The organism is Alteromonas sp. AWJ4_199, assembly GCF_056159165.1.
In genome coordinates this window covers 685,473-708,157 of record NZ_JBSWUR010000001.1, presented here as the reverse complement: position 1 = coordinate 708,157, position 22,685 = coordinate 685,473, and the positions used below count along the sequence as shown (strand labels likewise).

Below are 22,685 nucleotides of genomic sequence, written 5' to 3'. Positions count from 1 at the left end.
TTAAAGATGAGTAAATTGAGGGCTAGTGCTTCGATATTATTGGTAGCCACAACTTGTATAGGCACATCATTAAAAGCAGAAAGCCTAGATATTAATTACAGCGGTTCGGTTAGAGTACGTTTTGAAACGCTTAATAATCCAATCTTTCCTACAGACGAAAACATTCGGGCTAAAACGAATCAACGCCTTTCAACCCGAATTAGGTTAAAAGGCGAAGCCAACTATGGAAATTGGGGTGCTGTCGCTGAGATAGAGGACTCCAGGGCTTATCTCGATGAGAATGATCCCACTCTCAAATCTTCGCAGGTGAATACGCTTGAGCCAGTACAGTTGTACATCACTTACAAGGGTATTAGCGAGGCTATAAATAGCTTAACTCTTGGACGCGTAACACTAGATCACGGCAGTCGCCGACTGATGGGGCGCACACGATTTAGGAACGCTACGAATAGCTTTGAAGGTGCATTAGTTGATGCAACTTGGTCTGGATGGCATGTTCGTGGTTTCTATTTGCTGCCACTTACTCGCTTTCCATTAGATTCGGCCTCAATCGATAGTAATAAACGCGCTTTTGATAAAAGTTATAGTAATCAAAAATTTTATGGCGTTTATGCTGAATCAGAAGATAACACCTGGAAAGTGCACAGTTACTGGCTGAAAGAATCTGACTCAAAAGAGCTAGCGACAAAAAATCGTGACCTGTTTACCTTGTCGGTGGATTATTCGAAAACCTTTTCAAAAGATTGGAAATACAACATAGAAGCGATAGGGCAAACTGGTCAGGCAAGGCAGTCTACATCAACATCAGACATAGATGATAAAGACGTTACCGCTTGGATGGTACATAGTCACATCGGCAAACAAATCAGTGCTTCTACTTTTATTAGAGCAGAAATTGATGCAGCAAGTGGTGACAATGATAGTACTGACGACACCATAAAAGCCTTTGACTCTCTTTATGGTTTACGGCGGTTTGATTTCGGCCCAACGGACGTATACCAAACATTTCCTCGTAGCAATATATTGGCACCGGGGCTAAGAGGCGTTACAAAGCTAAATGACGATAACACGCTGATGCTGGGGTACAAAGGACTGTGGCTTCAAAAGGTGGCTGAAGGTGAAGAGGACTTTTTAGGGCACCAAATAGAGTTTCGCTTACGATATCAAGCATCTGCACCATTAAGATTCGAACTAGGCGGTGCATACCTTGCTAAAGGTGATGCGTTAGAAACTGGCGCATACCCCGACGATTCCATGTACGCCTATACGGGGGTAATGTACTCTTTCTAAGAGTATTTACAGATTATAGAAAAGCATTGCCACATAAACAGGAAATATTGGGGCTGTTGGTGGCTAGATTGCACATTTAAGCAGGTTAGATAGTGAGTGCATAAAGAAGCGCGTCTCTTCCAAATACGCGCTTTCTACACAGTCCTTCTTTCACACCGCCAATTCGCTCGGCAACACGCATGCTCGCTTTATTGTTTGGTTCAACAAAGCACTCTAGTCGGTGCAGATTCATTTGCGAGAATGCGAGCTTTTTAAGCGCTTCACAAAGCGCCGTCGCTAAGCCTCTACCGCAAGCGTCGGGTCTTAACCAGTAGCCGAGGTTTGCGGTTAAATGGGTGTGATGAATATGATTGATAATACCCATGCCCAAACACTTTTCGTCATGCATTAACAAATAGGTAAGACCGTAACCCGTCTGACGGGCTTTCTCCATATTATTAATACATAGCTTTGACAATGCTGGCGTGACAGGGCACACCGCAGAGCCGAACCAAGGCTTTACATGGTGAATAGATTGTTGGCCCGCATCACACAGCGCATTGCAGTGTTTCTCTGCGATACGCTGAATGCTAATTGGGCCTTGCTCCGACTGAATAGGAGGCAGGCGAGAGGGTAAAATGGATAAGTCGATCAAAAGGGTTTCTTATCCAGTAAGCGGCAGGTAAATACAACGGCAAATACAGCGAAGTAAGCAGCAAAGATGATTTGCATCCACTCTGCCATTCCCATAGACAAAAATTGCCACGTGTCTTCTAAACAGTCACCCTCAGCAGCAAACACTGCGGGCAGCCACTCATGAAGCTGTAACCATGAAGGAAAGTTAGGCACTATTTCACAGCTGGCAAAAAACGGGTTGGCAGCGTTTAGAATGCCTACATGCTCTTTGGCAATTAAATAGCCCCAGCCTGAAGAGACCGCCCAACCAGCAAAGCCAAGCATTCGGGTGAATCCGTTGTTTTTTAAAACCACTATAAGTGCCGACAACACAATGCCGTACATAGCAGTTCGCTGATAAATACACATAATGCAGGGTTTCAAGCCCATGCCATATTGGAAGTACAGGGCGGCAACTTCCAATGCTAGTGATGTAGCAAAAAGCACAAGCCACGAAGACTTGTGCTCTGCCCACTGGCTTATGCCGTGAATGATACCGCGCATAGATTAATGGCCTACCGCTTGTGCGCCTGCTTCAGCTGCAGTGTGGTGCTCAATAAGGTGCATGTCGTATAGCCATTGAGTAGCATCTGCAAGCCCAATATAGGTCGCTACCAGACCAACAATAGTAAGTACTATCGTATATGGCAACGCCATCATAACCATGCGGCCGTATGACAAACGAAGTAGAGGTGCGATGGCTGAGGTTAGCAAGAATAGGAATGCCGCTTGACCATTTGGCGTTGCAACACTTGGCAAGTTGGTACCCGTATTAATTGCTACAGCAAGCATGTCGTACTGGTCGCGAGTAATTTGACCTGCTTGCAGCGCAGCCGTTACCTCAGTGATATACACCGAGCCTACGAATACATTGTCACTCACCATCGAAAGCACGCCATTGGCAAGATAGAACATGACCATTTGCGTTTCGCCTTCAAACGACAGTACCCAATGGATAACTGGCTGGAATAGGCCTTGGTCAATAATAACCGCAACTACACCAAAGAAAACACAAAGTAGAGCTGCGAAGGGCAGTGCTTCTTCGAATGCTTTTCCTAACGCGTGCTCTTCGATTACGCCACTCATCGAAGTCGCAAGAACAATAACAGACAGACCGATAAGACCCACTGACGCCATGTGTGTAGCTAAGCCGATTATTAACCAAACACCAATTAGTGCTTGTACTACTAATTTGGCGGTTTCACGCTTGCTGCGGCCTTTGTCCATATGGTCGTTGTAGTCGACCAAAATTTGTCTTACCGCTGCAGGTAATTTTGCACCGTAAGAAAACATTCCGGTTTTTTCTAACACGACGGTAGTTAACAAGCCAAATACAAACACTGGCAGTGTGACAGGCGCCATGCGGATAAAGAACTCAACGAAGTCCCAGCCGGCCTTGTCTGCAATAATCAGGTTTTGTGGTTCACCTACCATGGTCATAACACCACCAAGGGCTGTACCTACCGCTGAGTGCATCATAAGGTTGCGTAAAAACGCTCTGAAGTCTTCTAGGTCGTGACTTCCTAATTCGTCATCACTGGTGTGGTCGTGATCTGAGTGAAACTCTTTGCCCGACGCCACTTTGTGATAAATAGAGTAAAAGCCCAAGCCGACACTGATGATTACCGCCACTACCGTTAGCGCATCTAGGAAAGCCGATAGAAATGCAGAGGCAAAAATAAATGAAAGCGACAGTATTAGCTTATTACGTACCTTGATAACCAATTTGGTGAATAGGTACATAAGTAAATCTTTCATGAAGTAGATGCCAGCCACCATAAATACAAGCAGTAGCAGAACCTCTAAGTTCACTTCAATCTCATGCATCATATGACCGGGTGTCGTCATGCCGATAAACATGGCTTCAATAAGAAGCAGCCCACCTGGCTGAAGCGGGTAACATTTAAGCGCCATTGCTAGCGTGAAAATAAACTGAATGACAAGCGTCCAGCCAGCAATATATGGGTCCACCATGAAGATGAAGGGATTAACAATGAGAAAGGCAATAATGGTTTTTTTATACCAGTCGGGCGCATGTCCCAGGAAATTCTTATAGATCGCCGCGATCATTGAGGTTTGCATGAGTTCCTGTTCCTTTTACAACAAAGCACGCATTTTGCGCATCTTTATACTATGTAGTTCCGGTTATTGCATACTTAAACTGCTGGTGCTGTACGAATTAATTCGTCTAACCGCCGTTTCGCAGCTGTCATTATAGTCGGAAATTAAGCGTACATGATATTACCGCCTTGAGAAAGCAATTCACAGACCCCACCTTGTGAAAGTCACTGAATAATTATCACTTTTTTGATGATAATTATCATTAAGATAGAAAATGCTGACTATTTCGAACATAAAGTAAACAATCAATGCTTAAATGGCTCTGAAATAACACTTAGATTTTAACAAGTTGTTAAAAGCTTTTGTGGACTAAGCATAATTCATTGTGATAATAAAAGAGCATCTGGTACAATCAGTTGCAGAATAACAAGAACGTGCAGGCGATTAGTTATGATTTATAAGGCACAGAGTCCAGCCGGATTCGCCGAAGAATATATTGTTGAGTCTATCTGGAGTGGAAGATTTCCACCTGGCACCATTTTGCCTGCGGAGAGAGAGCTTTCAGAGTTAATTGGTGTAACGCGAACCACTTTACGGGAAGTATTGCAGCGTTTGGCACGTGATGGTTGGTTGACCATTCAGCACGGCAAGCCGACCAAAGTGAATAACTTCTGGGAAACCTGCGGTCTCAACATTCTCGAGACACTTGCTCGCTTGGACCAAGAAGGCATTCCGGAATTGGTCGATAATCTGCTTGCTGCGCGTACAAATTTAAGTGCAGTTTTCATTCGAGGTGCTATCCGTAACAATCCTCAAGCGTCTGCAGATATCATCGCTAGATACAAAGATGTCGAGCAAGAAGGCTTAGCGTTTGCTCAATTCGATTATCAAATGACTCACGATTTAGCGCTTGCCTCTAATAACAACGTTTTCGTTTTGATGATGAACGGGTTTCGCGGGCTTTACTCGCGCATCGGCGGTTACTTTTTCTCGCACAAGCAAGCACGGGACGTTGCAAACAAGTACTACGCAGACTTGCTTGAAGTGGCAGAAAAGGGCGAATACGAAAAAGTACCAGTAGTGGTAAGAAACTACGGTATTGAGAGTGGTAAAGTCTGGCTTGCTATTCGTGACGAAATGCCAAACGACTTAGTAGATTAAAGGTTCTGAACTCTCATTCTGTTCATCAAATCTGCGCCTTGTAGTCGACCTGTAGTCGTTAAGAGAGCTAGATTTAAAACACCGCATGTTCTAAAGAACCTGCGGTGTTTTTGTATGTGAGCTAGATGGATTCAACTTTTAGTAGAGCTAGAATATTTCGTAACATTTAATTTTAAACTCGCTATCATTCACGCTAGAACCCCAATCTCATTTATATATACTCAAATAAAAGAACACGGCTTAGTGTTTCGTTGCGCATTTTTGAATGCTGGTAAATACAAAGCGTTAGCAAAGCCTCTAAAAGGAAGAATTGATGAAATATTTATGGATAGTGCTTGCTGCAGGCGGACTGATGTCAGGCTGTAGCCTTGAGAATAAAACGGAAAGCGTTCAACGAGAATTAGACAAGACGGCTCCATTAGTTATGTTAAATAAAAATGTAAATGCACCAGTAGCGAAAAAGGTGCCTTACGAAATGTCGGCGCATGGGGTTACCAGAAACGATAATTATTATTGGATGCGCGACGATTCACGCACCGATAAAGAGATATTGGCGCACTTAGAGCAGGAGAACAGCTACGTAGAAACAGTACTAGCTCCGCTTAAAGAGACCCGAGAGGCACTTTATGAAGAGCTGGTTTCTCGTATAGAGAAAGACGACTCGACAGTACCTGTGTTTGATAACGGCTACTGGTACTACACCCGCTATTCAGGAGAGAACGAGTATCCTGTTTATCTAAGAAAATCTTCTCTTGATGCTGAACCGCAAGTGTTGCTTGATGCGAATGTTATGTCTGAAGGGCATGATTATTTCAGCATTGGTAGTTACGCGGTTAGCAGTAATAATACGCTAATGGCGTACTCAGAAGACACGCTTAGTCGTCGAATTTATACCGTATACGTAAAAAACCTGGATAGCGGCGAACAGCTAAATGATGTACTAGAGGGTACATCAGGCAGTGCGATATGGGCAAACGACAATGAACATTTATTCTATGTGAAAAAAGACCCACAAACCCTTTTAGGCTATCAAGTGTATCGCCATAAGTTGGGTACGTCACAGGAAGATGATGTATTAGTTTACGAAGAAAGCGACCCAACGTTTTATACTTACATAAGTAAAAGCAAAGACGACAGCGTCATTTATATTCACCACTCTAACACAGACAAAACTGGCGTGACCTTGATTGATGCAGATAACCCCACGTCTGATTCAGAAGTTTTCTTACCTATTAAAGACGGTCAGGAATATAGCGTAGCAAAAGCAAGTGACGGTTATTACGTTCTTACCAACATTGATGCAAAAAACTTCAAAGTAATGAAGGCACCATTAGATGCAACAAGTGAGGTGTCGAAATGGAAAGAAGTAGTCCCACATCGTCCAGAGGTATTTCTTCAAAGTATTGAAGTGATGAAAAATCACCTAGTAGTAAAAGAGAAAGAAAACGGTATGCTGCGCATGGTTGTGCATAACCTTGTTTCAAATGAAGAAAAGGTTATACCAACTCAAGACCCTATTTATGGAGCGTACTTTAATGCTAACCCTGAAATGGACACTAACAAGCTTAGAATTTATTACAGCTCGTTGACTACGCCAGGCTCTATCATAGACATCAACCTTGATACGCTTGAAACTGAAGTGATGAAGCAAACCCGTGTATCTGAGACCTTCGACTCATCCGCTTACGCATCAGAGCGAGTGATGATTGAAGCGAGAGATGGTGCACAAGTTCCGGTTTCTTTAGTTTATCGCAAAGATAAATTTAAGAAAGACGGCACTAATCCCCTATATCAATATGCTTATGGTTCGTATGGCGCAACTATTGACCCGACGTTTAGAAGCAGTTGGCTTTCACTCATAGACAGAGGTTTTGTTGTTGCTATTGCACACATTCGCGGGGGCCAAATGCTAGGGCGTGAATGGTATGAGAGCGGCAAAATGCACCAGAAAATGAATACATTTACTGATTTTATCGATGTATCAAAAGGCTTGGTTGCTGAGCAGTACGCTGATGAAGATCGCGTATTCGCGATGGGTGGCAGCGCAGGTGGCTTGCTTATGGGCGCAGTTGTAAATATGGCTCCAGAACTTTACGAGGGGGTAAGTGCTCACGTGCCGTTTGTTGATGTGGTGACCACTATGAGTGATGAGACTATTCCATTGACCACAGGTGAATATACCGAATGGGGTAACCCAGCAAATAAAGATGAGTTTGACTATATGTTGTCTTACTCGCCTTACGATCAAATAGAAGCTAAAGATTATCCGCACATGCTAGTGACCACAGGGTTGCATGATTCGCAAGTGCAATACTTTGAGCCTATGAAGTGGGTAGCGAAACTTAGAGAGTATAAAACAGATGATAACTTGCTTTTATTTAAAACCGACATGGAAGCAGGGCACGGTGGCGCGTCAGGACGCTTTAAGCGTTTTGAATCAACGGCCCTAGAATATGCCTTTGTTTTGCATCTTGCAGGTGTACCACTTTAATTCGATGCTAAGATTTTGAATTTAGCCTTTGATTATAAGCCCGAAAAAGTTGCCACTTTTCGGGCTTTTTAAATTTTTTGTGTTTTTAGTATGCGGATTCTAATTGTTAAGCGTACAGTTTAAGTATGGTGTTGAAACACACTCAAATTGAGCATTCATAGGAGCTGAACATGACTACTACTGACACAATTAAAGGCAAAATTAACGAAGCCGAAGAAATGGCACGTAAAATTTGGTTAGCAGGCCTAGGCGCTTATGGTAAGAGCGTTGAAGAGGCGCAAGGGCGTTACGAGAAACTAAGCGAAGAAGCGAACAAAATGTTCGACGAACTAGTTACTAAAGGCGAAACGCTAGAAGACGATGCTAAGAGCAAATTTAAGTCGACCACTAACGATGTAGAAAATCGCGTGGCTGACGTTCGCAAAAAGCTGGGTCTTGATTCTGAGCCTGCAGATCAACGTATCGAAGAGCTTTCAGCTAAAATCGATGCCCTAACTGAAGCTGTTGCTAAACTGGCGGCAAGCAAATAAAGCGATAGTCTTTATCGGGTGCCGCTTGCGGTACCCAATACACAGTTTTTGATGACTCCTTCGCTTGAGAAGGGGCATACAGAAATTGAAATTGAGTGGCAATGAAAGCCGGACGTTCAATCTTAAATTAAGCTCTTATACAAAGCTTTGAAAATAAGTTCTGACACTAAGCTTTGAATAGCTCTTACATTGCCATGCTTACTAAATCTCCATATCGGAGGCGTTATGAGCAACAAAAATATTCCTAACCCGGAAGCTGTGCCTGTTGTCGAAACAGACTCAACCTCGTTAAACGGCACCACTGTTTCACCTCTTAAATCGTCACCCTTGTTTGGATGGCTTTTCGCGGGTTCAGACTTATTATCTGCAAAGTTGGACCAAGCTGCGGGTGTGGTTAGCCAGAGAATCGACGATACTCACGAAACTATTAATGCCATGCAAGTTAAAGGGCTTGAAGTGGAAAGTGAACTTAGGCGTACACTTAATCCATTTGCTTTCGTCGATACTGCACAAAAATTGGTGACATCAACGCCACTATTTTCAGCATTATCAGGTGGTCAAAAACGTCAAAAGAAAGAACAGCAGCTTGAAATGTTGAGTGCAAAAGTAGATTTGCTCGTCGAGCAAGTAGCCCTTTTAGCTGCAAAAGAAGCGGCTAAAAAAGCCGAAGCGACAAGTACTGCAAGCAAGGCTACTGCCACTAAAAGAGCAGCATCTAAAAGTGCCTCAGCTGAGTCGACCACGACTTCATCAACTACTACGGGCACTCGCAAATCGAGTACAGCAAAAACAGCCACTACAACAGTTACTTCATTGTCTAGTTCGACTAAAAAGGCCGCTACTGGAACAGCTAACAAGCGAACTGGGGCAAAGTCGACGACAGCTAAGAGTGCCGCGCGTAAGACAACAGCTAGTACTAAAGCGACACCGGCCAAAAACACGGCTAAAAGTACATCTAGTTCGTCTGAAAGCACTAAGAACGACGACTAAAAACGTTCAATAAAGATAGTTATTGGTAGTTGCGCCAAATAAATACGCGTATATTTGGCGCTGCTTCGTATAGGCACACTTCAGGTTATCTTTCTGTCTGAGCTCAAAGATAATTATTGAACGAAACTAGAGCTTACTATTACCCGCTAAATATTCTTCGCCCACAAATTCTGGTGTTTTTTAAAGCCGAAAAAGTCATAGGGTTCCCAGAAGCTCGGCACTAAATCGTCAAGGGCATCGGGCGTAAAGTTGTTCGACAGCTGGCTCATGATCTCGCCCAATCTGTCTTGACCCACCCGCATTAACTTTTTCCTGTTCGCAGGGAAGTACAGGTTTCTGCCTTTGGGAATAATTTCTTGCGCACCGCTGGTGATGTATTTTTGGCTCCTTGTTACTACTTTGCATAAAGGCTCTGCGGGGTTCGCGGGGTTCAGCCCAATCACTATGGCGCATTCATATTGGTCTTTCTCTTGGCCCTTTTCATTCACAGGAATATAAGTAACACCAAAACCTTGCGGGAAGTAGCCAACCAGCTCAACAAAGTCCTGTGCTAATTGTTTATTTAGGCCACCTTTCTTCGCAAGTTGTTCAATGAGCATATACCCCTTGGGTAAGCTCATTCGTGAGTAGTCTGACTTGGTTGAAAGCACAATGGAAACGTAAATTTGAGGGATCTTTACAATCTCGCCCAAACCGGTTTTTGACACAAAGGCGTCTTTAACCAAACTCAGCAAAAATTCATTAGCGTCTTTGTGAGTTTGATTGAAACGGTCTCTTTCTTCTTTGTTGTTACCTACGTAGTTGGGCTGCCCTAAACCATCAGATAAGTAACGTAACGTGAAGTGATAGTTTAGCTTCAGCAGGTCTTTTCGCTGCGATTCGTCTAATAAACGAAACTCATCTAAGTCGCCGTTTTCACCTTTTAATATGGTTTGCGCAGCAGGACTTTGTAAACCAATATCTTGCAGAAGGGCGGCGGTGATAAGAGGGCGACCTAACTCAGTTTTCCATTTGTCTCGCCAATAGCGGTTTCCGCGAAAGCGAGAGGCGGCTTCGCGATACTTTGATAAATATCTGTGGGCAATAGTATCGTGCTCTAACAATCTATCGACTAAACGCAACGTTAAAACAGCCTTGTAGAGAGGTTTGAAGCGCATGTGTACCTTGGCAAAGTTGCCTTCAGGCCCTCGGGTGAGCAACATTAGTGTTCCAAGCAACTTGGCGCTTAGCTGTTGTGTTTCCTGCCAGTTGTCGCCTTCACAGAGTTCAATTATTTTAGTGCTTACTGCGTCCAAACGCTCTAATCTCGCTAAGCGCTCTTCTTCAAGTTTTTCTGAGCTATTGTGTATTTGTTGGGCAAGCTGTTCAGCTAATAGTTCTTTCTTTTTACTACCTTCAATTCGTTTAAGCTGTGCTTTTAATTCTTCAATATGCTGCTCAAGAGAAGGAGTGAGGGAAAAGTAATGACTGGCATCCTCAAAAACCGAACCGTAGCCCGAGTCTTTAGGATAAATCATGTTGATAAGCTGCTTTACTTGCTGCGTGTAAATACTGTCGGGGTTTTGGCTTTGTGCGCTCACCGTCGTCCTTTCAAATGATGCTGCGAATTACCTATGTATTGTGTCGGGTAATCCAGGTCAGGTCAGCGCTGCACTAGGTTACTTAACCTCATGTCCGAGCTCTACTGCCTCACGTTTTCTCAATTGACCTAAATGATACCGTAAATTTTCACTGATTTTGGTATTTCTTTTAATAACATGTAGTTGCGGCCATGATGCCCGTTCCCCGCTCACAATTAATTGGCTAATGCTTTCGCGGGTTGGATTAGACAATACTTGGGATAAATTCCTTATTTGGCGCTTGGGTAAAATATTGATATTGCCAACGTACTGCTGATCAATAATAGAACGAACTTTGTGAATTGCTAGCTTGGCGCTCTTATTTCCTGTCAAACGTTCAATGATATCAATAGCGAAAATACTATTGGTTTTCGCAAGTTGTCCAATGTGACGGGCCGACATATCCCATAGCGAGTTAGGATCGATGCGGTTTGATGAAATGAACGGCACCGCCAAAGGGTTTGTTTGGCTTACAATACTATGGTTCACGCCATATAACCGAGCCAAGCGCTCGAAGGGGAGATCTGCCATTATCGAACCGTCGGCAAAACGTCGGTTAGGTATGTAGGGGACAATCTCTCCAGCTGGGGTTTTCGCTCTTAGCTGCACTGGGCTAAAAATAACAGGTACAGCACATGATGCACGTACCGCTTGGGTAATAATTGCATTGGGCGATGTTTTGGCATTTAAAAGTCGAGAATGCTGATGCAAGTCAGCGGGGGACACGGTGACAGTTATGTGGCGCCCTGTTTTTTTAAAAGCCTCTTCGAAGGTAGTAAGATCGAATAGTTCAATCAGCGCGTTTTCAAGCACTGAGCTATCAAATAGTCCTTTCTTTCCAAGACCGGCAAAGCTCCGCCAATGTTTAAAAGTCTCATAAATAAAGTCGGCGCTGAGTGCTTCTAATAATTGATCGTGTGTTCGCGTGCCCAACATGGCTGCGATGATTGACCCTGCACTCGAGCCAGACACTACTGTAGGCAGTAAGTTTTTTTCGTTTAACGACTTAACCACGCCCGCGTGGAAAAAGCCTAAGCCAGCGCCGCCTGAAAGCATGAGGCAACTACGGCCGAAGGCATGGGCGGTTTCATCAAAAAACGATAGCTTTTCATAGAAGTCTACGTCTTGTTCATCGGCGTTATAGATCTGTTCTAGCGCCAATATCACTTCATCAATAAATTGTTCAATAAGGTATTTAGTGCCAATTTTGCACTGGCTAAGCAGTATAGGGTTGGCGATATTACCTAAATTGCCGTGCAGTCCCTCGTGCAGTATGGACATCAGCGCGTGTAAATCGCCTCTGCTTCTAGCAAGCTGTAGGCGTTGAACACGCTTTCGGATAAGCTTGTAGTCATAGTCATCGCTGGCATCTTCTGCTTTCCACTCGTCAGCGCCAGACAGCGCATCGTGTGCTAGGCATGCGGCCTCATATTCATCGTAACTGCTTGCATGCTCTATCTCATGTTCAAGCTTTTTTAACCGCAAATCGAATACTGCCATAACGATAACCTATTTAAGTTGATGAGCGCTGCTGCCTTTCTTGTATGACAAGCGAACAAGCGCGGGTAACACCAGCAAAAGGATAAATACGTATTTTGGACGCTGTTTACTAAGTGGCGAATTTCTCGACATTTGCTGGAAAGCATGTGGTAAGCCTCTGCGCAATAACAGCTGTCTATACGCTAACCTGAGTTTATTGTGTAAATTTAGAATCCACTACCTAAACCCTTCTACTAAATCAACCGCTTGGTGCTTTTAGCGTGTTACTCAAGGCGGTATCTTTTAATTGTTAGGCTTTCAGAAGGTTGTTTTCAATCAACAATTAGCAGTAATTTTGTTTTTTACATTGACCATTTCATAAGCACTCAGTAGCCTGAGAGAGAAAATAATAATGTGGATCTCTTTTTTGTAGTATGGAATGGAATTTTCAAACGCTAAGCCTGCTATCAATCCCTTTAATTAGTGCCATTGTCGGGTGGCTGACTAACTATTTGGCGGTAAAAATGATGTTTTACCCCATAGAGTTCGTTGGCATTAAACCTTTCTTTGGGTGGCAGGGGCTTATTCCCGCGAAGCGCCGCCAAATGGCAGAGATTGAGGTTGAACTAGTTTTAGGTAAATTACTGAGTGTTGAAGAATTAGCCCAGCGCTTAGATGCAGATGAATTAACGAAGGCTATTGAGCGCCGCTTAGGGCAAGTTATACGCAAAGTTGTCAATGACGTAATGGCCGAATCAGCGCCTCAACTTTGGGCAGCTTTGCCTGTGCAAGGTAAAAATTTAGTTTACCAACGCATTGAAAACGACATCCCTAATGTGGTCCACAAAATGGTGGACGACTTCCAGCACAATGTTTCAGAAATTCTAGATATAAAAGAGCTGGTGGTAGAGCAGCTGGTTAATGCACCTGAGCTCGTTAATGAAATTTTTTTAACGGCAGGCAGCAAGGAGTTTCCGTTCATAGTGCGCTCTGGCTTTTACTTCGGTTTCCTATTCGGCTTACCGACCATGTTGCTTTGGTATTTCTACCAAGCATGGTGGATTCTACCGTTAGGTGGACTGCTTGTGGGCTATGCCACCAACTGGATTGCCATCAAGATAATTTTCGAACCCAAACGCCCGAGAAAACTGGGGCCTATTACTATTCAAGGTATGTTTTTAAAACGCCAAAAAGAAGTGTCTGAAGTCTATTCAAACATTATTGAAGAAAAACTTATAACACCTAAAAACATCACCCATATAATCTTGCATGGTTCAGGCTCAGCCCAGCTTTTGGAGCTCATTGAGCTTCATGTCAACGATGCTATTGAACGCTATGTGGCTATCGCGCAACCTTATTTCGCGTTAGGTGTTGGGTCAGAAAATTATCATAAAATGAAGGCACTAGCGGTACGTCAAATCTTTGATAATTCAGATAAATACTTACTTTATGCCTTTGATTATGCCAACAATGCGATGCAGATAGGGCACGATTTGAGTGAACGCATGCAGGCGCTGAGTGTTGAAGAATTCGAAGGGGTGTTGCGCCCAGCTTATCAGCAGGATGAGTGGAAACTCATCGTAACAGGCGCTATTTTGGGTATGGTAGCTGGTGTTGCCCAACTTTATCTGGTGTTTATGTAAGGTGTTCCATAAGTAAAAACTAACGCACAGGGTTGGTAAGGGGTCGGATTAAATTATGAAAACCGCGCAGAAAATACTACTCACCGCGCTAACATTATTTAATGAGCACGGCGAAAACACGGTAACCAGTGTGGATATCGCCGTCGAGATGGATATTAGTCCGGGAAACCTTTATTACCACTTTAAAGGTAAAGACAGCCTCGTTAGTGCGCTGATGAAAATGCATGAACAACAAATGCAGAAGATACTCAATCGAGAAAAACTCGATACACTTCATCCTGAAGAAATTATGTATTATCTGTATTTGCTTATAGATAGTATTCATGTATTTCGCTTTTTCTACCGTAGCCCAGCCGACCTAGCAGAAAAGTATCCCAGTATAGTGCGCCCTAGACAGCACATATTATCTAGCTTAAATAAACAATTAGCGTTTCTTTTTGAATCATTATCAAAGCGCGACATTCTTATTGCCTCAAAGGCAGACAGGGCACTTATGGTGGATTTAATGTCTTTGATCATCACACAGTCTTGTCAATTTGATGAATTAAACAGTCATATGGATAGTACGATGCAGCGTTATCATGCTTTGTCACTAATGATGGTAAGCGTTTTGCCAAGGTTGGCGCTTTCCGATGAACAAAAGCACCAGCTAGAACAGATGCTCTTCTCTCATGACTTTGTGAGAAATGCCTCAACCCCGTCACCACTCGACTTCGCGTAAAGCAACATAAAGGAATAGTAATGGCAAAAACGCTCAGTTTCTTAGATAAGTCATTTTGGATAACCGAGTCAGACGAGAATCCAAAACATGTAGCTTGTTTGCAGCTACTTGCCATACCTAAAGGGGCGAATAGTACCGAATACGTGCCCCAGTTATTCCAAGAAATAAGAAGCTATGCCCGTGCTACTTCTCCGTTCAACTGTGCGGTAAAAACGGTATTGGGTTACCCGGTGGGGTTTGCGCCGGTGAAAAAGCTCAACATGGATTACCACGTTCAAATTCATCGCGTAGCTGACGTTACAAACCGCGAAGCGCTAGATGCATTTGTAGCAAGACTACATGCTTCGCGGTTAGATCCCGACAAGCCCCTTTGGCAATATCATTTTATTTTTGATGATAACAGCGAGACATTCGCCATTTATGCTCGTGTCCATCATATGTATGGTGATGGTGCGACACTGGTACGCTGGTTTCAGGCTGGGTACGTTTCCAACTCTCACGAAACAGAGTTTACGCCAGTATGGGCAGTGAAACGGCTTCGTCATAAGGGCAGAGAGCCCGTGAGTTTTTACAAACGTTTGGTGGGCGTGGGTTACGCGCTTAAAACCGCGCTCGATTTGCTTATTATCTTTATTCGCATATTCATGAAAGCGCTGCGAGTAAACCCACACTATATGCCTATTCCTTTCACTGGTACGAAAACAGTGCTGACTGGTCAAGTAAAAGCAGGTAGGGCTGTGGCCACTATGGACTTAGACTTTAAGCGGGTGAAAGCGCTAGCAAGGCGCACGCGTTCTACCGCAAATGAGGTGTTGTTATGCGCCTTTGATATCGGTGTGCATAAGTTACTACAAGACCATGGCCAGGTATTTAAAAAAGCCTTATTCACCAATATGCCGATTAATTTGCGCAAACCCGGTGAGAAAACCACTGGTAATAAAATAGCTATTGTGCCGGTGGAGTTAGCACATGGCGAAAACGACCCCTATCTTAGGTTGCGCCAGATTGTGGTGAACCATCGTATTGTTAAAAATGCAGCGCAGCATGCGCGCCCTGCGGCATTTAGTGGCTATACCATTGCAATTCAATCTCTTGCACTGGTCTTCGAATGGTTAAAGCTATCTAGCGTAGTTAAACCCATTGCAAATATTCTTATTTCAAACGTACCTGGCCCCAAAGATACAAGGTATCTAAAAGACGCGGAGTTATTGGCCTGCTACCCCATTTCTACCATGACGCCTGGGGGCGGAGTAAATATTACGCTTATGACCTACGCGGGCACTGCAAATGTGGGCTTGGTGTGCTGCAATAAGAACATTGAATCGTTACAACCGTTAGCGCGCTACGTCAAAGAAGCGTTCGATATGCTAGAAGCGAGCGTGGACGATCCAAGGCTAAACATCGACGATATTGGAGAGCAGGTGGATACCGTGCCTGTCTCTATTGTGTCAGATCACTAGCATGCGTAACTTGCAGACTAAGTGCTATTCGATGAGATAGAAGCGCAGTACGTTGTCTTCTACACGTACGTTTTGACCTAGTTTCGAGAAGAGCACTTCGCGCCAGTGGTCACCACGCATAGTATGGCTTAGGTCTTCTTGGTTAATTTGTTTTTTAATAGCGTCGTTAATATGGGGAATGTGGTATTCCAATACTGCTTGTTTCGAGCCCGTTAAATAGACCTGTAAATAGTCTGCTGCAATATCAGATGTCCCGGCGCTAAAAATCGATAGTGCCGACTTCAATGAGCCGCCAAGCAGAGTGTTTACACTTTTAGGAAAGAATCGCGAAACCAAAAACTGTGTGTCTTTAATCAACGCGTAATCATCGTTAACTAAACTGACACTATCAGTGGAAAGGCCGGTTAAGTAAAGCGTGCTCATATTTTTGTCGTAGTGAGGCGATGCTGACACAGTAAACACCACGTGAGCACGGTAAATGGTGGTAGAAGCTACCACAATATTAAGTGCCGTAAGGCACTGAAGAACAATACGGTTGTTTGCATTATCTAATGCAATGTTGCCTTCAAGCACGGTCACAGTGCCACTTCCCATAGGGATGTTGAAGGTGAAGGTGTAAGGAAAGCTATCGTTGATAAGGTCTTGGAGCTCAGCTTTGGTAAAGTCGTCGTGCGTTAGCTTTCCCCATTTCACAAGCCATTGTGCCAGGTACACTTTGCATTTGTCTTTCAAGGATAAGTTATTGGTCAAGGTGTATTCTTAGCCTAATTTTGCTAGGCAGTGGCTTGTTGCTAGATTGTCTAACGTAATGCATATACAGATACAACAGTTAAGTTATCAGGATTATTAGATTTTTTAAATCTTACAATTTAATTCTTTTATTGATGAAACATTGTTTGCTAATCTGGTCGTACCACAACGTTTTATTAACATTTAAAAGTCTTGCCCTCAAGGAGTTGGCGAAATGAGCGAAGTACTTAGCAAATACGATTACATTATTGTAGGCGGCGGTTCTGCGGGCGCGGTGCTTGCCACCCGTTTATCAGAAAACCCCGCATTAGATATTTTGCTATTGGAAGCTGGCTCAAAGGATACCAACCCACTTATCCATATTCCTTTTGGTTTATCTTTGCTCAGCAGGTTTGAGGGTATCGGCTGGGGTTATCACACAGCACCTCAAAAAGAAATGTATGACAGAGAGCTGTTCTGGCCTCGCGGTAAAACCTTGGGCGGCAGCAGTTCAGTCAACGCCATGTGCTATATTCGAGGGCAAAAAGAAGACTATGACCGCTGGGCTAATGAAGAAGGGGCCGAGGGCTGGTCATTTGAAGATGTACTGCCTTATTTCAAACGCTCTGAGAACTTTGAAGAAGGGGCTGATGAATACCACGGCACAGGTGGCCCGCTAAATGTTAGCAAGCTTAGGCATACAAGCGTACTGTCCGATGCTTTTGTGAACTCTGCGTCGATTGCCGGCTATCAACAGCTCGACGACTTTAACCGAGACGATAGGGAAGGGCTTGGTTACTACCATGTTACACAAGTCAACGGCCAGCGCTGCTCAACAGCAAAAGGGTACTTAACGCAGGCAAAGCACCGCAACAACTTAACTGTTCTTACGAGAGTCGCTGCTGAAAAGGTGTTATTAAAAGAAGGGCGTGCTATAGGGGTTCAAGTACGTGAAAAAGGGGTAGTAAACCGCTATTTCGCTAAAAGCGAAGTGATTCTTTGCGGCGGCGCAATTAATTCACCTCAACTTCTAATGCTTTCGGGTATTGGACCCAGAGCAGAACTAGAAGAAAAGGGGATTTTTGTACAGCAAGACTTGCCAGGTGTGGGCCAAAACCTACAAGATCACCTAGATGCCATCGTGCAATATACCTGTAAAGCCAGAGAAGGTTATGCCGTGGCATTCGGAGCGCTGCCTTCTTACGTTAAAGCCACCGCAGACTACGCGTTTAAGCGCAAAGGTATTCTTTCTTCAAATATCGCTGAAGCCGGTGGTTTTGTTAGTTCAAGCTTAGCGACACAGGGCCCTGATATTCAATTCCACTTTTTACCTGCAATTTTAAACGATCACGGAAGACAGCTGGCCTTTGGTTACGGTTATGGCCTGCACGTATGTTGTCTATATCCTAAAAGCCGCGGCACTATTTCGCTTCAAAGTAACCATCCTGCCGATCAAGCGCTTATTGACCCGAATTACTTATCCGCAGAGGAAGACCAGCAAGTCATGATTGAAGGCGTGCGCATTGCCCGTAAGCTGCTATCTGCACCAGACTTCGACAAGTTCCAAGGCAGTGAACTATATCCTGGGGAAGAAGCACAAACAGATGAAGAAATACTAGAGTTTTTACGTGAGCGCGCTGAAACCATCTATCACCCGATTGGTACCTGCAAAATGGGCAGTGATGACGATGAGATGGCAGTGGTTGATACTCAGTTGCGGGTAAGAGGCATAGCAGGTCTTAGAGTGGTAGATGCTTCGGTGATGCCAAGCTTAATCGGTGGCAATACCAATGCGCCCACCGTTATGATTGCCGAACGTGCTGCTGAGTTTATTAAAGCGACGCACGAAGGTCAGCCAGTATCTTTGGCTAAAGCAGAATCGGCATAATTAAAAAGGTGCTAAGAGCGAGCCCTCGTCTCGCTCTGGCAATTCATCCGCTCTAAGTATTCATCTGCTTTTGCATAAATAAATCCGCTGCACAATCACACATTTCGTCGATATGACTGCTGTCAGCGTATATTCCGTCAATAAGTAAACGCGCAATACCGTGTAACGTACCCCATGTCACCTGTGCTAGTCTCAGCGCATCCTGATTGTTCGGAAGTAGCCCTTTATCCTGCCAATAACGCGTCATCGTCACTTGAAACTGAAAGCAAGGAAATGCAACATCTTTCAAATCGTTAGTCGCCGCTTGATTTTGCCAAATAGTGCGACCAAACATCAATTCATACATCTCGGGGTTGTCGGCCGCGTAGCCAATGTATTCGTGCACAAACTCACGAAAGCGCGCTTTTGGCGTTTTGTCTTCTTGTTCGAAGATTCGTTTTGCTGCGCTATGCCAGTCGCTAAAGCCTTTCGCCGCGATAGCACTTAACAAAGCACTTTTATCTTTAAAGTGATGATACGGCGCAGTACGTGAAACCCCGGCATCTTCTGCCAGCTTTCTCAGCGAAAGACTATCAACGCCATGCTCCGACAAACGCGCTGTTGCTGCCTCTATAAGGGCACTGCGTAAATCGCCGTGATGGTAGCTTTGTACTGCATTAGCCATAAATCCAATGTTTCCATTTTCAAAATTGAGACGAATAGATAACGTTTTATCTTGACAGTGTCAACATAGCCTTTTATCTTGACGCTGTCTAGTTTGCAAATTTGTTAACAGGAACAGCCCAAGGAGACAGCGCAAACCATGAAGTACTCTACATTAGAAGTAAAACAAGAGGGCCATATCGCCCACGTAGTACTTAATCGCCCTGAAGCGATGAACAGCATGATCCCAGAGTTCTGGACCGAGCTACCGGCAGCCATTCGTGAAATAGATGATGAAGCCAAAGCACGGGTAATCGTTATTTCATCTACAGGTAAGCATTTCTCTGCCGGTATGGATTTATCGGTGTTCCTGAATATGAAAGAAGACTTTAAGGGCGACCCATCGCGGAGAGCTGAGCGTATGCGCCGTATGGTGATGTTGCTTCAAGATAGCTTTACTGCCATAGAGCAGGCACGTATGCCGGTTATTGGTGCCGTGCAAGGCGGGGCAATTGGTGGTGCAGTAGATTTACTTAGTGCATGTGACATGCGCTATTGCACACAAGATGCTTTTTTCACTATCAAAGAAACCCAATTAGGCATGACGGCGGACGTCGGCACGCTTCAGCGCCTGCCAAAGCTTATTCCCATTGGCATAGTGAAAGAGTTGGCGTATACCGGTCGCAATTTTGGTGCTGCAGAAGCGCAGCAACTTGGTTTTGTGAATCAGGTATTTGACGACCAGGAATTAATGCTAGAAGCGGTGATGAAAATAGCGCAGCAGATTGCAATGAATTCGCCGCTAGCGGTTTCAGGCACTAAGACTATGATTAATTACTCGGTAGAACACACGGTGGCAGAAAGCTTGACCTATATGGCCACATGGCAAGCGGGCATGTTCCAAATGGAAGATGTGTTTAAAGCCATGGAAGCACAAAAATCCAAAACGCTGCCGGAATACCCGCCTTTACACCCAGCGATTAAAAAAATGAATTCGTAAGTTAATGTAATTAATTGAATTGTAAAGCGCCTTCATAGAAAGGGCGTATTAGACAAGATTATTTGAACAGGCTTTTTAACGGCTTTTACCAAGCCAAAACCATTTTCAGGAATGTATCATGAATCAGACCGTTACCGATCATCCCGTTTACCCTCATTTATTTCGTCCGTTAGATTTAGGTTTTACTACTCTTAAAAACCGTGTCCTTATGGGCTCTATGCACACGGGCTTAGAAGAATTGCCTGACGGCCACAAACGCATGGCAGCATTTTATGGCGAACGTGCCAGAGGTGGCGTAGGGCTTATCGTTACTGGTGGTATTGGGCCGAATGAAGAAGGCGCTACTCACCCGTCAACGTTTCGTTTAGATACAGACGAAGCAGTGAAAAACCACAAAGAAGTGACTGACGCAGTGCACATTGCTGGCGGTAAAATTTGCATGCAAATTCTGCATACAGGCCGCTATGCGTATAGTCCTAAGCTTGTTGCACCTTCTGCGGTACAAGCGCCAATTAACCCGTTTAAGCCAAAAGCGCTAGAAGCTGACGAGATTGAAAAGCAAATTAAAGATTTCATCACTGCCGCAACTCAAGCTCAGCGCGCTGGCTACGATGGCGTTGAAATCATGGGTTCTGAAGGCTATTTCCTTAACCAGTTTATTGCTAAACGCACTAACCACCGTGACGATGAATGGGGCGGTGAATACGAAAACCGAATCCGTCTGCCGATAGAAGTAGTGCGCCGCGTGCGCGAGGCAGTAGGTAAGAACTTTATCATTATCTATCGTTTGTCCATGCTTGACCTTGTTGAAGGCGGCTCTACTTATGAAGAAGTCGTACAGCTTGGCAAAGAAATCGAAAAAGCGGGTGCCACTATCATAAACACCGGTATAGGTTGGCACGAAGCGCGTATTCCAACCATTGCCACTAAAGTACCGCGAGCGGCATTTACGTGGGTTACCGCTAAATTCCGTGAAGCACTTTCGATTCCGGTAATCACATCGAACCGTATCAACACCCCTGAAGTCGCTGAAGAAGTGCTGTCTCGCGGTGATGCAGACATGGTATCAATGGCTCGCCCATTCTTGGCCGACCCTGACTTTGTGCGCAAGGCACAGCAAAATAAGGCCGATGAAATCAATACCTGTATTGGCTGTAACCAAGCCTGTCTTGATCACGTATTTAACGGCAAAATGACCAGCTGTTTGGTAAATCCTCGTGCGTGTCACGAGCTTGAAATTAACGTTAAGCCAGCAGAGACTAAAAAGCGTGTAGCGGTTGTAGGCGCAGGTCCAGCGGGATTAGCAGCAGCAGTGACCTCGGCCGAGCGTGGTCACGACGTTGTGATTTATGACGCATCTAGCGAAATTGGTGGGCAGTTTAATATTGCTAAACAAATCCCTGGCAAAGAAGAATTCTATGAAACGCTGCGTTATTTCAAGCGCCAAATTGAGCTTCATAAAAATATTACCCTCAAATTGAATACTTATGTTGATGCGGCTGCGCTAAACGATGAAGGTTTCGATGAAGTTATGATTGCGACGGGTATTAAGCCACGCACGCCAGCGATTGAAGGCATTGAGCACGAGAAAGTGCTGACCTATATCGAAGTATTGAAAGAAAAGAAACCCGTTGGCAATAAAGTGGCCATCATCGGTGCTGGCGGTATTGGTTTTGATACCGCTGAGTATTTGTCTCATGGCAAAGAAACGCCAAGCCAAGACATTCCTGCATTTATGAAAGAGTGGGGCATTGATATGACCTTTTCGGCTCGCGCGGGTATTGAGGGCGTTAAGCCGCAGCCAGAGCCATCGCCAAGAGAGATTTTCCTATTACAGCGCAAGACCACAAAAGTTGGCGCGGGTTTAGGCAAAACAACGGGGTGGGCGCACAGAGTAGGCCTGCTGGCCAAAGGCGTGACCATGATCCCTGGCGTAAGCTACGATAAAATTGATGATGAAGGGCTACACATTACGGTAGAAGGCAATAGCCAAGTATTGCCGGTAGATAACATCATCATCTGTGCAGGCCAAGAGCCGATGCGTGATATTGTTGAAGGCTTAAACATGCCTTATCACTTAATTGGTGGTGCATACGAAGCATTAGAGCTAGATGCAAAACGTGCCATCGACCAGGGTACGCGCGTGTGCGCTGCGGTTTAATCACCTAGCGCAAAAAAACAGTTAGAAATATAAGTGCCTCAATAGGAGGTACTTAAGATTGATAATAAACCCCTCTTTTTTCAGAGGGGTTTATTTTTTCCAGCCGCCGAAAGCTGTAGTTTTTATGAAAATACCGAAACCACACCTGTTTTAACCTGTTGAAGTT

At 44.4% G+C, this 22,685-nt stretch carries 18 protein-coding genes; 11 read left to right on the top strand and 7 right to left on the bottom strand.

What is annotated here, in order from left to right; all coding sequences use genetic code 11:
- The first annotated feature begins 6 nt into the window (after positions 1 to 6).
- Positions 7 to 1,290 carry an alginate export family protein gene (locus ACXAER_RS03100; RefSeq protein WP_474826484.1) on the top strand — a complete coding sequence of 428 codons (1,284 nt, stop codon included), beginning with the start codon at positions 7 to 9 and terminating at the stop codon, positions 1,288 to 1,290.
- 85 nt (positions 1,291 to 1,375) lie between these two features.
- Here the strand turns inward: ACXAER_RS03100 and ACXAER_RS03095 are convergent, their stop codons facing one another.
- Genes ACXAER_RS03095 through nhaB form a run of 3 tightly spaced genes read right to left on the bottom strand, consistent with a single transcriptional unit; the run spans position 1,376 to position 4,026 of the window.
- Positions 1,376 to 1,924 carry a GNAT family N-acetyltransferase gene (locus ACXAER_RS03095; RefSeq protein ID WP_474826482.1) on the bottom strand — a complete coding sequence of 183 codons (549 nt, stop codon included), beginning with the start codon at positions 1,922 to 1,924 and terminating at the stop codon, positions 1,376 to 1,378.
- A complete protein-coding gene (dsbB, locus tag ACXAER_RS03090; RefSeq protein ID WP_474826480.1) occupies positions 1,921 to 2,448 on the bottom strand; it encodes a disulfide bond formation protein DsbB in 528 nt (175 codons plus the stop codon). The genes ACXAER_RS03095 and dsbB overlap by 4 nt, the downstream gene beginning before the upstream one ends.
- A gap of 3 nt (positions 2,449 to 2,451) precedes the next feature.
- Positions 2,452 to 4,026 carry a sodium/proton antiporter NhaB gene (gene nhaB, locus ACXAER_RS03085; protein ID WP_474826478.1) on the bottom strand — a complete coding sequence of 525 codons (1,575 nt, stop codon included), beginning with the start codon at positions 4,024 to 4,026 and terminating at the stop codon, positions 2,452 to 2,454.
- A 429-nt stretch (positions 4,027 to 4,455) separates the two neighbouring features.
- Here nhaB and fadR point away from each other — a divergent pair, with 429 nt between their 5' ends.
- From fadR to ACXAER_RS03065, 4 genes are all read left to right on the top strand, one after another.
- Positions 4,456 to 5,166, top strand: a complete 711-nt coding sequence (gene fadR / locus ACXAER_RS03080) for a fatty acid metabolism transcriptional regulator FadR (protein WP_474826476.1) — start codon at positions 4,456 to 4,458, stop codon at positions 5,164 to 5,166.
- 313 nt (positions 5,167 to 5,479) lie between these two features.
- Complete coding sequence (locus ACXAER_RS03075; protein WP_474826474.1) at positions 5,480 to 7,657, top strand: S9 family peptidase; 2,178 nt, start codon at positions 5,480 to 5,482, stop codon at positions 7,655 to 7,657.
- 170 nt (positions 7,658 to 7,827) lie between these two features.
- Positions 7,828 to 8,187, top strand: coding sequence for a phasin-related domain-containing protein (locus ACXAER_RS03070; RefSeq protein ID WP_025255732.1), 360 nt, complete (start codon positions 7,828 to 7,830; stop codon positions 8,185 to 8,187).
- Positions 8,188 to 8,412: 225 nt separating this feature from the next.
- Positions 8,413 to 9,177: a hypothetical protein gene (locus ACXAER_RS03065; protein WP_474826471.1), complete on the top strand. Its 765-nt coding sequence runs from the start codon at positions 8,413 to 8,415 to the stop codon at positions 9,175 to 9,177.
- A gap of 146 nt (positions 9,178 to 9,323) precedes the next feature.
- Here the strand turns inward: ACXAER_RS03065 and ACXAER_RS03060 are convergent, their stop codons facing one another.
- Both ACXAER_RS03060 and ACXAER_RS03055 read right to left on the bottom strand, forming a co-directional pair.
- The gene (locus ACXAER_RS03060; RefSeq protein ID WP_474826469.1) at positions 9,324 to 10,757 is read right to left on the bottom strand and encodes a hypothetical protein; all 1,434 of its coding nucleotides are present in this window, start codon (positions 10,755 to 10,757) and stop codon (positions 9,324 to 9,326) included.
- Positions 10,758 to 10,835: 78 nt separating this feature from the next.
- Positions 10,836 to 12,296, bottom strand: a complete 1,461-nt coding sequence (locus ACXAER_RS03055) for a DUF3336 domain-containing protein (protein ID WP_474826467.1) — start codon at positions 12,294 to 12,296, stop codon at positions 10,836 to 10,838.
- Positions 12,297 to 12,709: 413 nt separating this feature from the next.
- On the opposite strand from ACXAER_RS03055, the gene ACXAER_RS03050 reads away from it, so the two are divergent.
- Genes ACXAER_RS03050 through ACXAER_RS03040 form a run of 3 tightly spaced genes read left to right on the top strand, consistent with a single transcriptional unit; the run spans position 12,710 to position 16,099 of the window.
- Positions 12,710 to 13,918 (top strand): DUF445 domain-containing protein, encoded by a 1,209-nt coding sequence (locus ACXAER_RS03050; RefSeq protein ID WP_474826465.1) that lies wholly within the window; start codon positions 12,710 to 12,712, stop codon positions 13,916 to 13,918.
- Between the two features lie 55 nt (positions 13,919 to 13,973).
- On the top strand, positions 13,974 to 14,639 hold the full coding sequence (locus ACXAER_RS03045) for a TetR/AcrR family transcriptional regulator (protein ID WP_474826463.1): 666 nt from the start codon (positions 13,974 to 13,976) through the stop codon (positions 14,637 to 14,639).
- Positions 14,640 to 14,659: 20 nt separating this feature from the next.
- Positions 14,660 to 16,099, top strand: coding sequence for a wax ester/triacylglycerol synthase domain-containing protein (locus ACXAER_RS03040; protein ID WP_474826461.1), 1,440 nt, complete (start codon positions 14,660 to 14,662; stop codon positions 16,097 to 16,099).
- Between the two features lie 24 nt (positions 16,100 to 16,123).
- Here ACXAER_RS03040 and ACXAER_RS03035 read toward each other — a convergent pair whose 3' ends face one another.
- Complete coding sequence (locus ACXAER_RS03035) at positions 16,124 to 16,849, bottom strand: DUF1439 domain-containing protein (protein ID WP_474826459.1); 726 nt, start codon at positions 16,847 to 16,849, stop codon at positions 16,124 to 16,126.
- A 214-nt stretch (positions 16,850 to 17,063) separates the two neighbouring features.
- On the opposite strand from ACXAER_RS03035, the gene ACXAER_RS03030 reads away from it, so the two are divergent.
- A complete protein-coding gene (locus tag ACXAER_RS03030; RefSeq protein WP_474826457.1) occupies positions 17,064 to 18,716 on the top strand; it encodes a GMC family oxidoreductase in 1,653 nt (550 codons plus the stop codon).
- 52 nt (positions 18,717 to 18,768) lie between these two features.
- On the opposite strand, the gene ACXAER_RS03025 is transcribed toward ACXAER_RS03030, so the two are convergent.
- Positions 18,769 to 19,380: a TetR/AcrR family transcriptional regulator gene (locus ACXAER_RS03025; protein ID WP_474826455.1), complete on the bottom strand. Its 612-nt coding sequence runs from the start codon at positions 19,378 to 19,380 to the stop codon at positions 18,769 to 18,771.
- A 138-nt stretch (positions 19,381 to 19,518) separates the two neighbouring features.
- Between ACXAER_RS03025 and ACXAER_RS03020 the strand changes: the two genes are divergently transcribed.
- Positions 19,519 to 20,358 carry a crotonase/enoyl-CoA hydratase family protein gene (locus ACXAER_RS03020; protein WP_474826453.1) on the top strand — a complete coding sequence of 280 codons (840 nt, stop codon included), beginning with the start codon at positions 19,519 to 19,521 and terminating at the stop codon, positions 20,356 to 20,358.
- Between the two features lie 118 nt (positions 20,359 to 20,476).
- The gene (locus tag ACXAER_RS03015; RefSeq protein WP_474826451.1) at positions 20,477 to 22,519 is read left to right on the top strand and encodes an oxidoreductase; all 2,043 of its coding nucleotides are present in this window, start codon (positions 20,477 to 20,479) and stop codon (positions 22,517 to 22,519) included.
- The last annotated feature ends 166 nt before the right edge of the window (positions 22,520 to 22,685 follow it).

What these genes read in the sequence shown, in the direction of transcription:
- ACXAER_RS03045 (WP_474826463.1), top strand. Translation starts at nt 13,974, where the DNA reads ATGAAAACCGCGCAGAAAATACTACTCACCGCGCTAACATTATTTAAT.
- ACXAER_RS03030 (WP_474826457.1), top strand. Translation starts at nt 17,064, where the DNA reads ATGAGCGAAGTACTTAGCAAATACGATTACATTATTGTAGGCGGCGGT.
- ACXAER_RS03015 (WP_474826451.1), top strand. Translation starts at nt 20,477, where the DNA reads ATGAATCAGACCGTTACCGATCATCCCGTTTACCCTCATTTATTTCGT.
- ACXAER_RS03065 (WP_474826471.1), top strand. Translation starts at nt 8,413, where the DNA reads ATGAGCAACAAAAATATTCCTAACCCGGAAGCTGTGCCTGTTGTCGAA.
- ACXAER_RS03040 (WP_474826461.1), top strand. Translation starts at nt 14,660, where the DNA reads ATGGCAAAAACGCTCAGTTTCTTAGATAAGTCATTTTGGATAACCGAG.
- ACXAER_RS03025 (WP_474826455.1), bottom strand. Translation starts at nt 19,380, where the DNA reads ATGGCTAATGCAGTACAAAGCTACCATCACGGCGATTTACGCAGTGCC.
- ACXAER_RS03050 (WP_474826465.1), top strand. Translation starts at nt 12,710, where the DNA reads ATGGAATGGAATTTTCAAACGCTAAGCCTGCTATCAATCCCTTTAATT.
- nhaB (WP_474826478.1), bottom strand. Translation starts at nt 4,026, where the DNA reads ATGCAAACCTCAATGATCGCGGCGATCTATAAGAATTTCCTGGGACAT.
- fadR (WP_474826476.1), top strand. Translation starts at nt 4,456, where the DNA reads ATGATTTATAAGGCACAGAGTCCAGCCGGATTCGCCGAAGAATATATT.
- dsbB (WP_474826480.1), bottom strand. Translation starts at nt 2,448, where the DNA reads ATGCGCGGTATCATTCACGGCATAAGCCAGTGGGCAGAGCACAAGTCT.
- ACXAER_RS03020 (WP_474826453.1), top strand. Translation starts at nt 19,519, where the DNA reads ATGAAGTACTCTACATTAGAAGTAAAACAAGAGGGCCATATCGCCCAC.
- ACXAER_RS03075 (WP_474826474.1), top strand. Translation starts at nt 5,480, where the DNA reads ATGAAATATTTATGGATAGTGCTTGCTGCAGGCGGACTGATGTCAGGC.
- ACXAER_RS03070 (WP_025255732.1), top strand. Translation starts at nt 7,828, where the DNA reads ATGACTACTACTGACACAATTAAAGGCAAAATTAACGAAGCCGAAGAA.
- ACXAER_RS03055 (WP_474826467.1), bottom strand. Translation starts at nt 12,296, where the DNA reads ATGGCAGTATTCGATTTGCGGTTAAAAAAGCTTGAACATGAGATAGAG.
- ACXAER_RS03100 (WP_474826484.1), top strand. Translation starts at nt 7, where the DNA reads ATGAGTAAATTGAGGGCTAGTGCTTCGATATTATTGGTAGCCACAACT.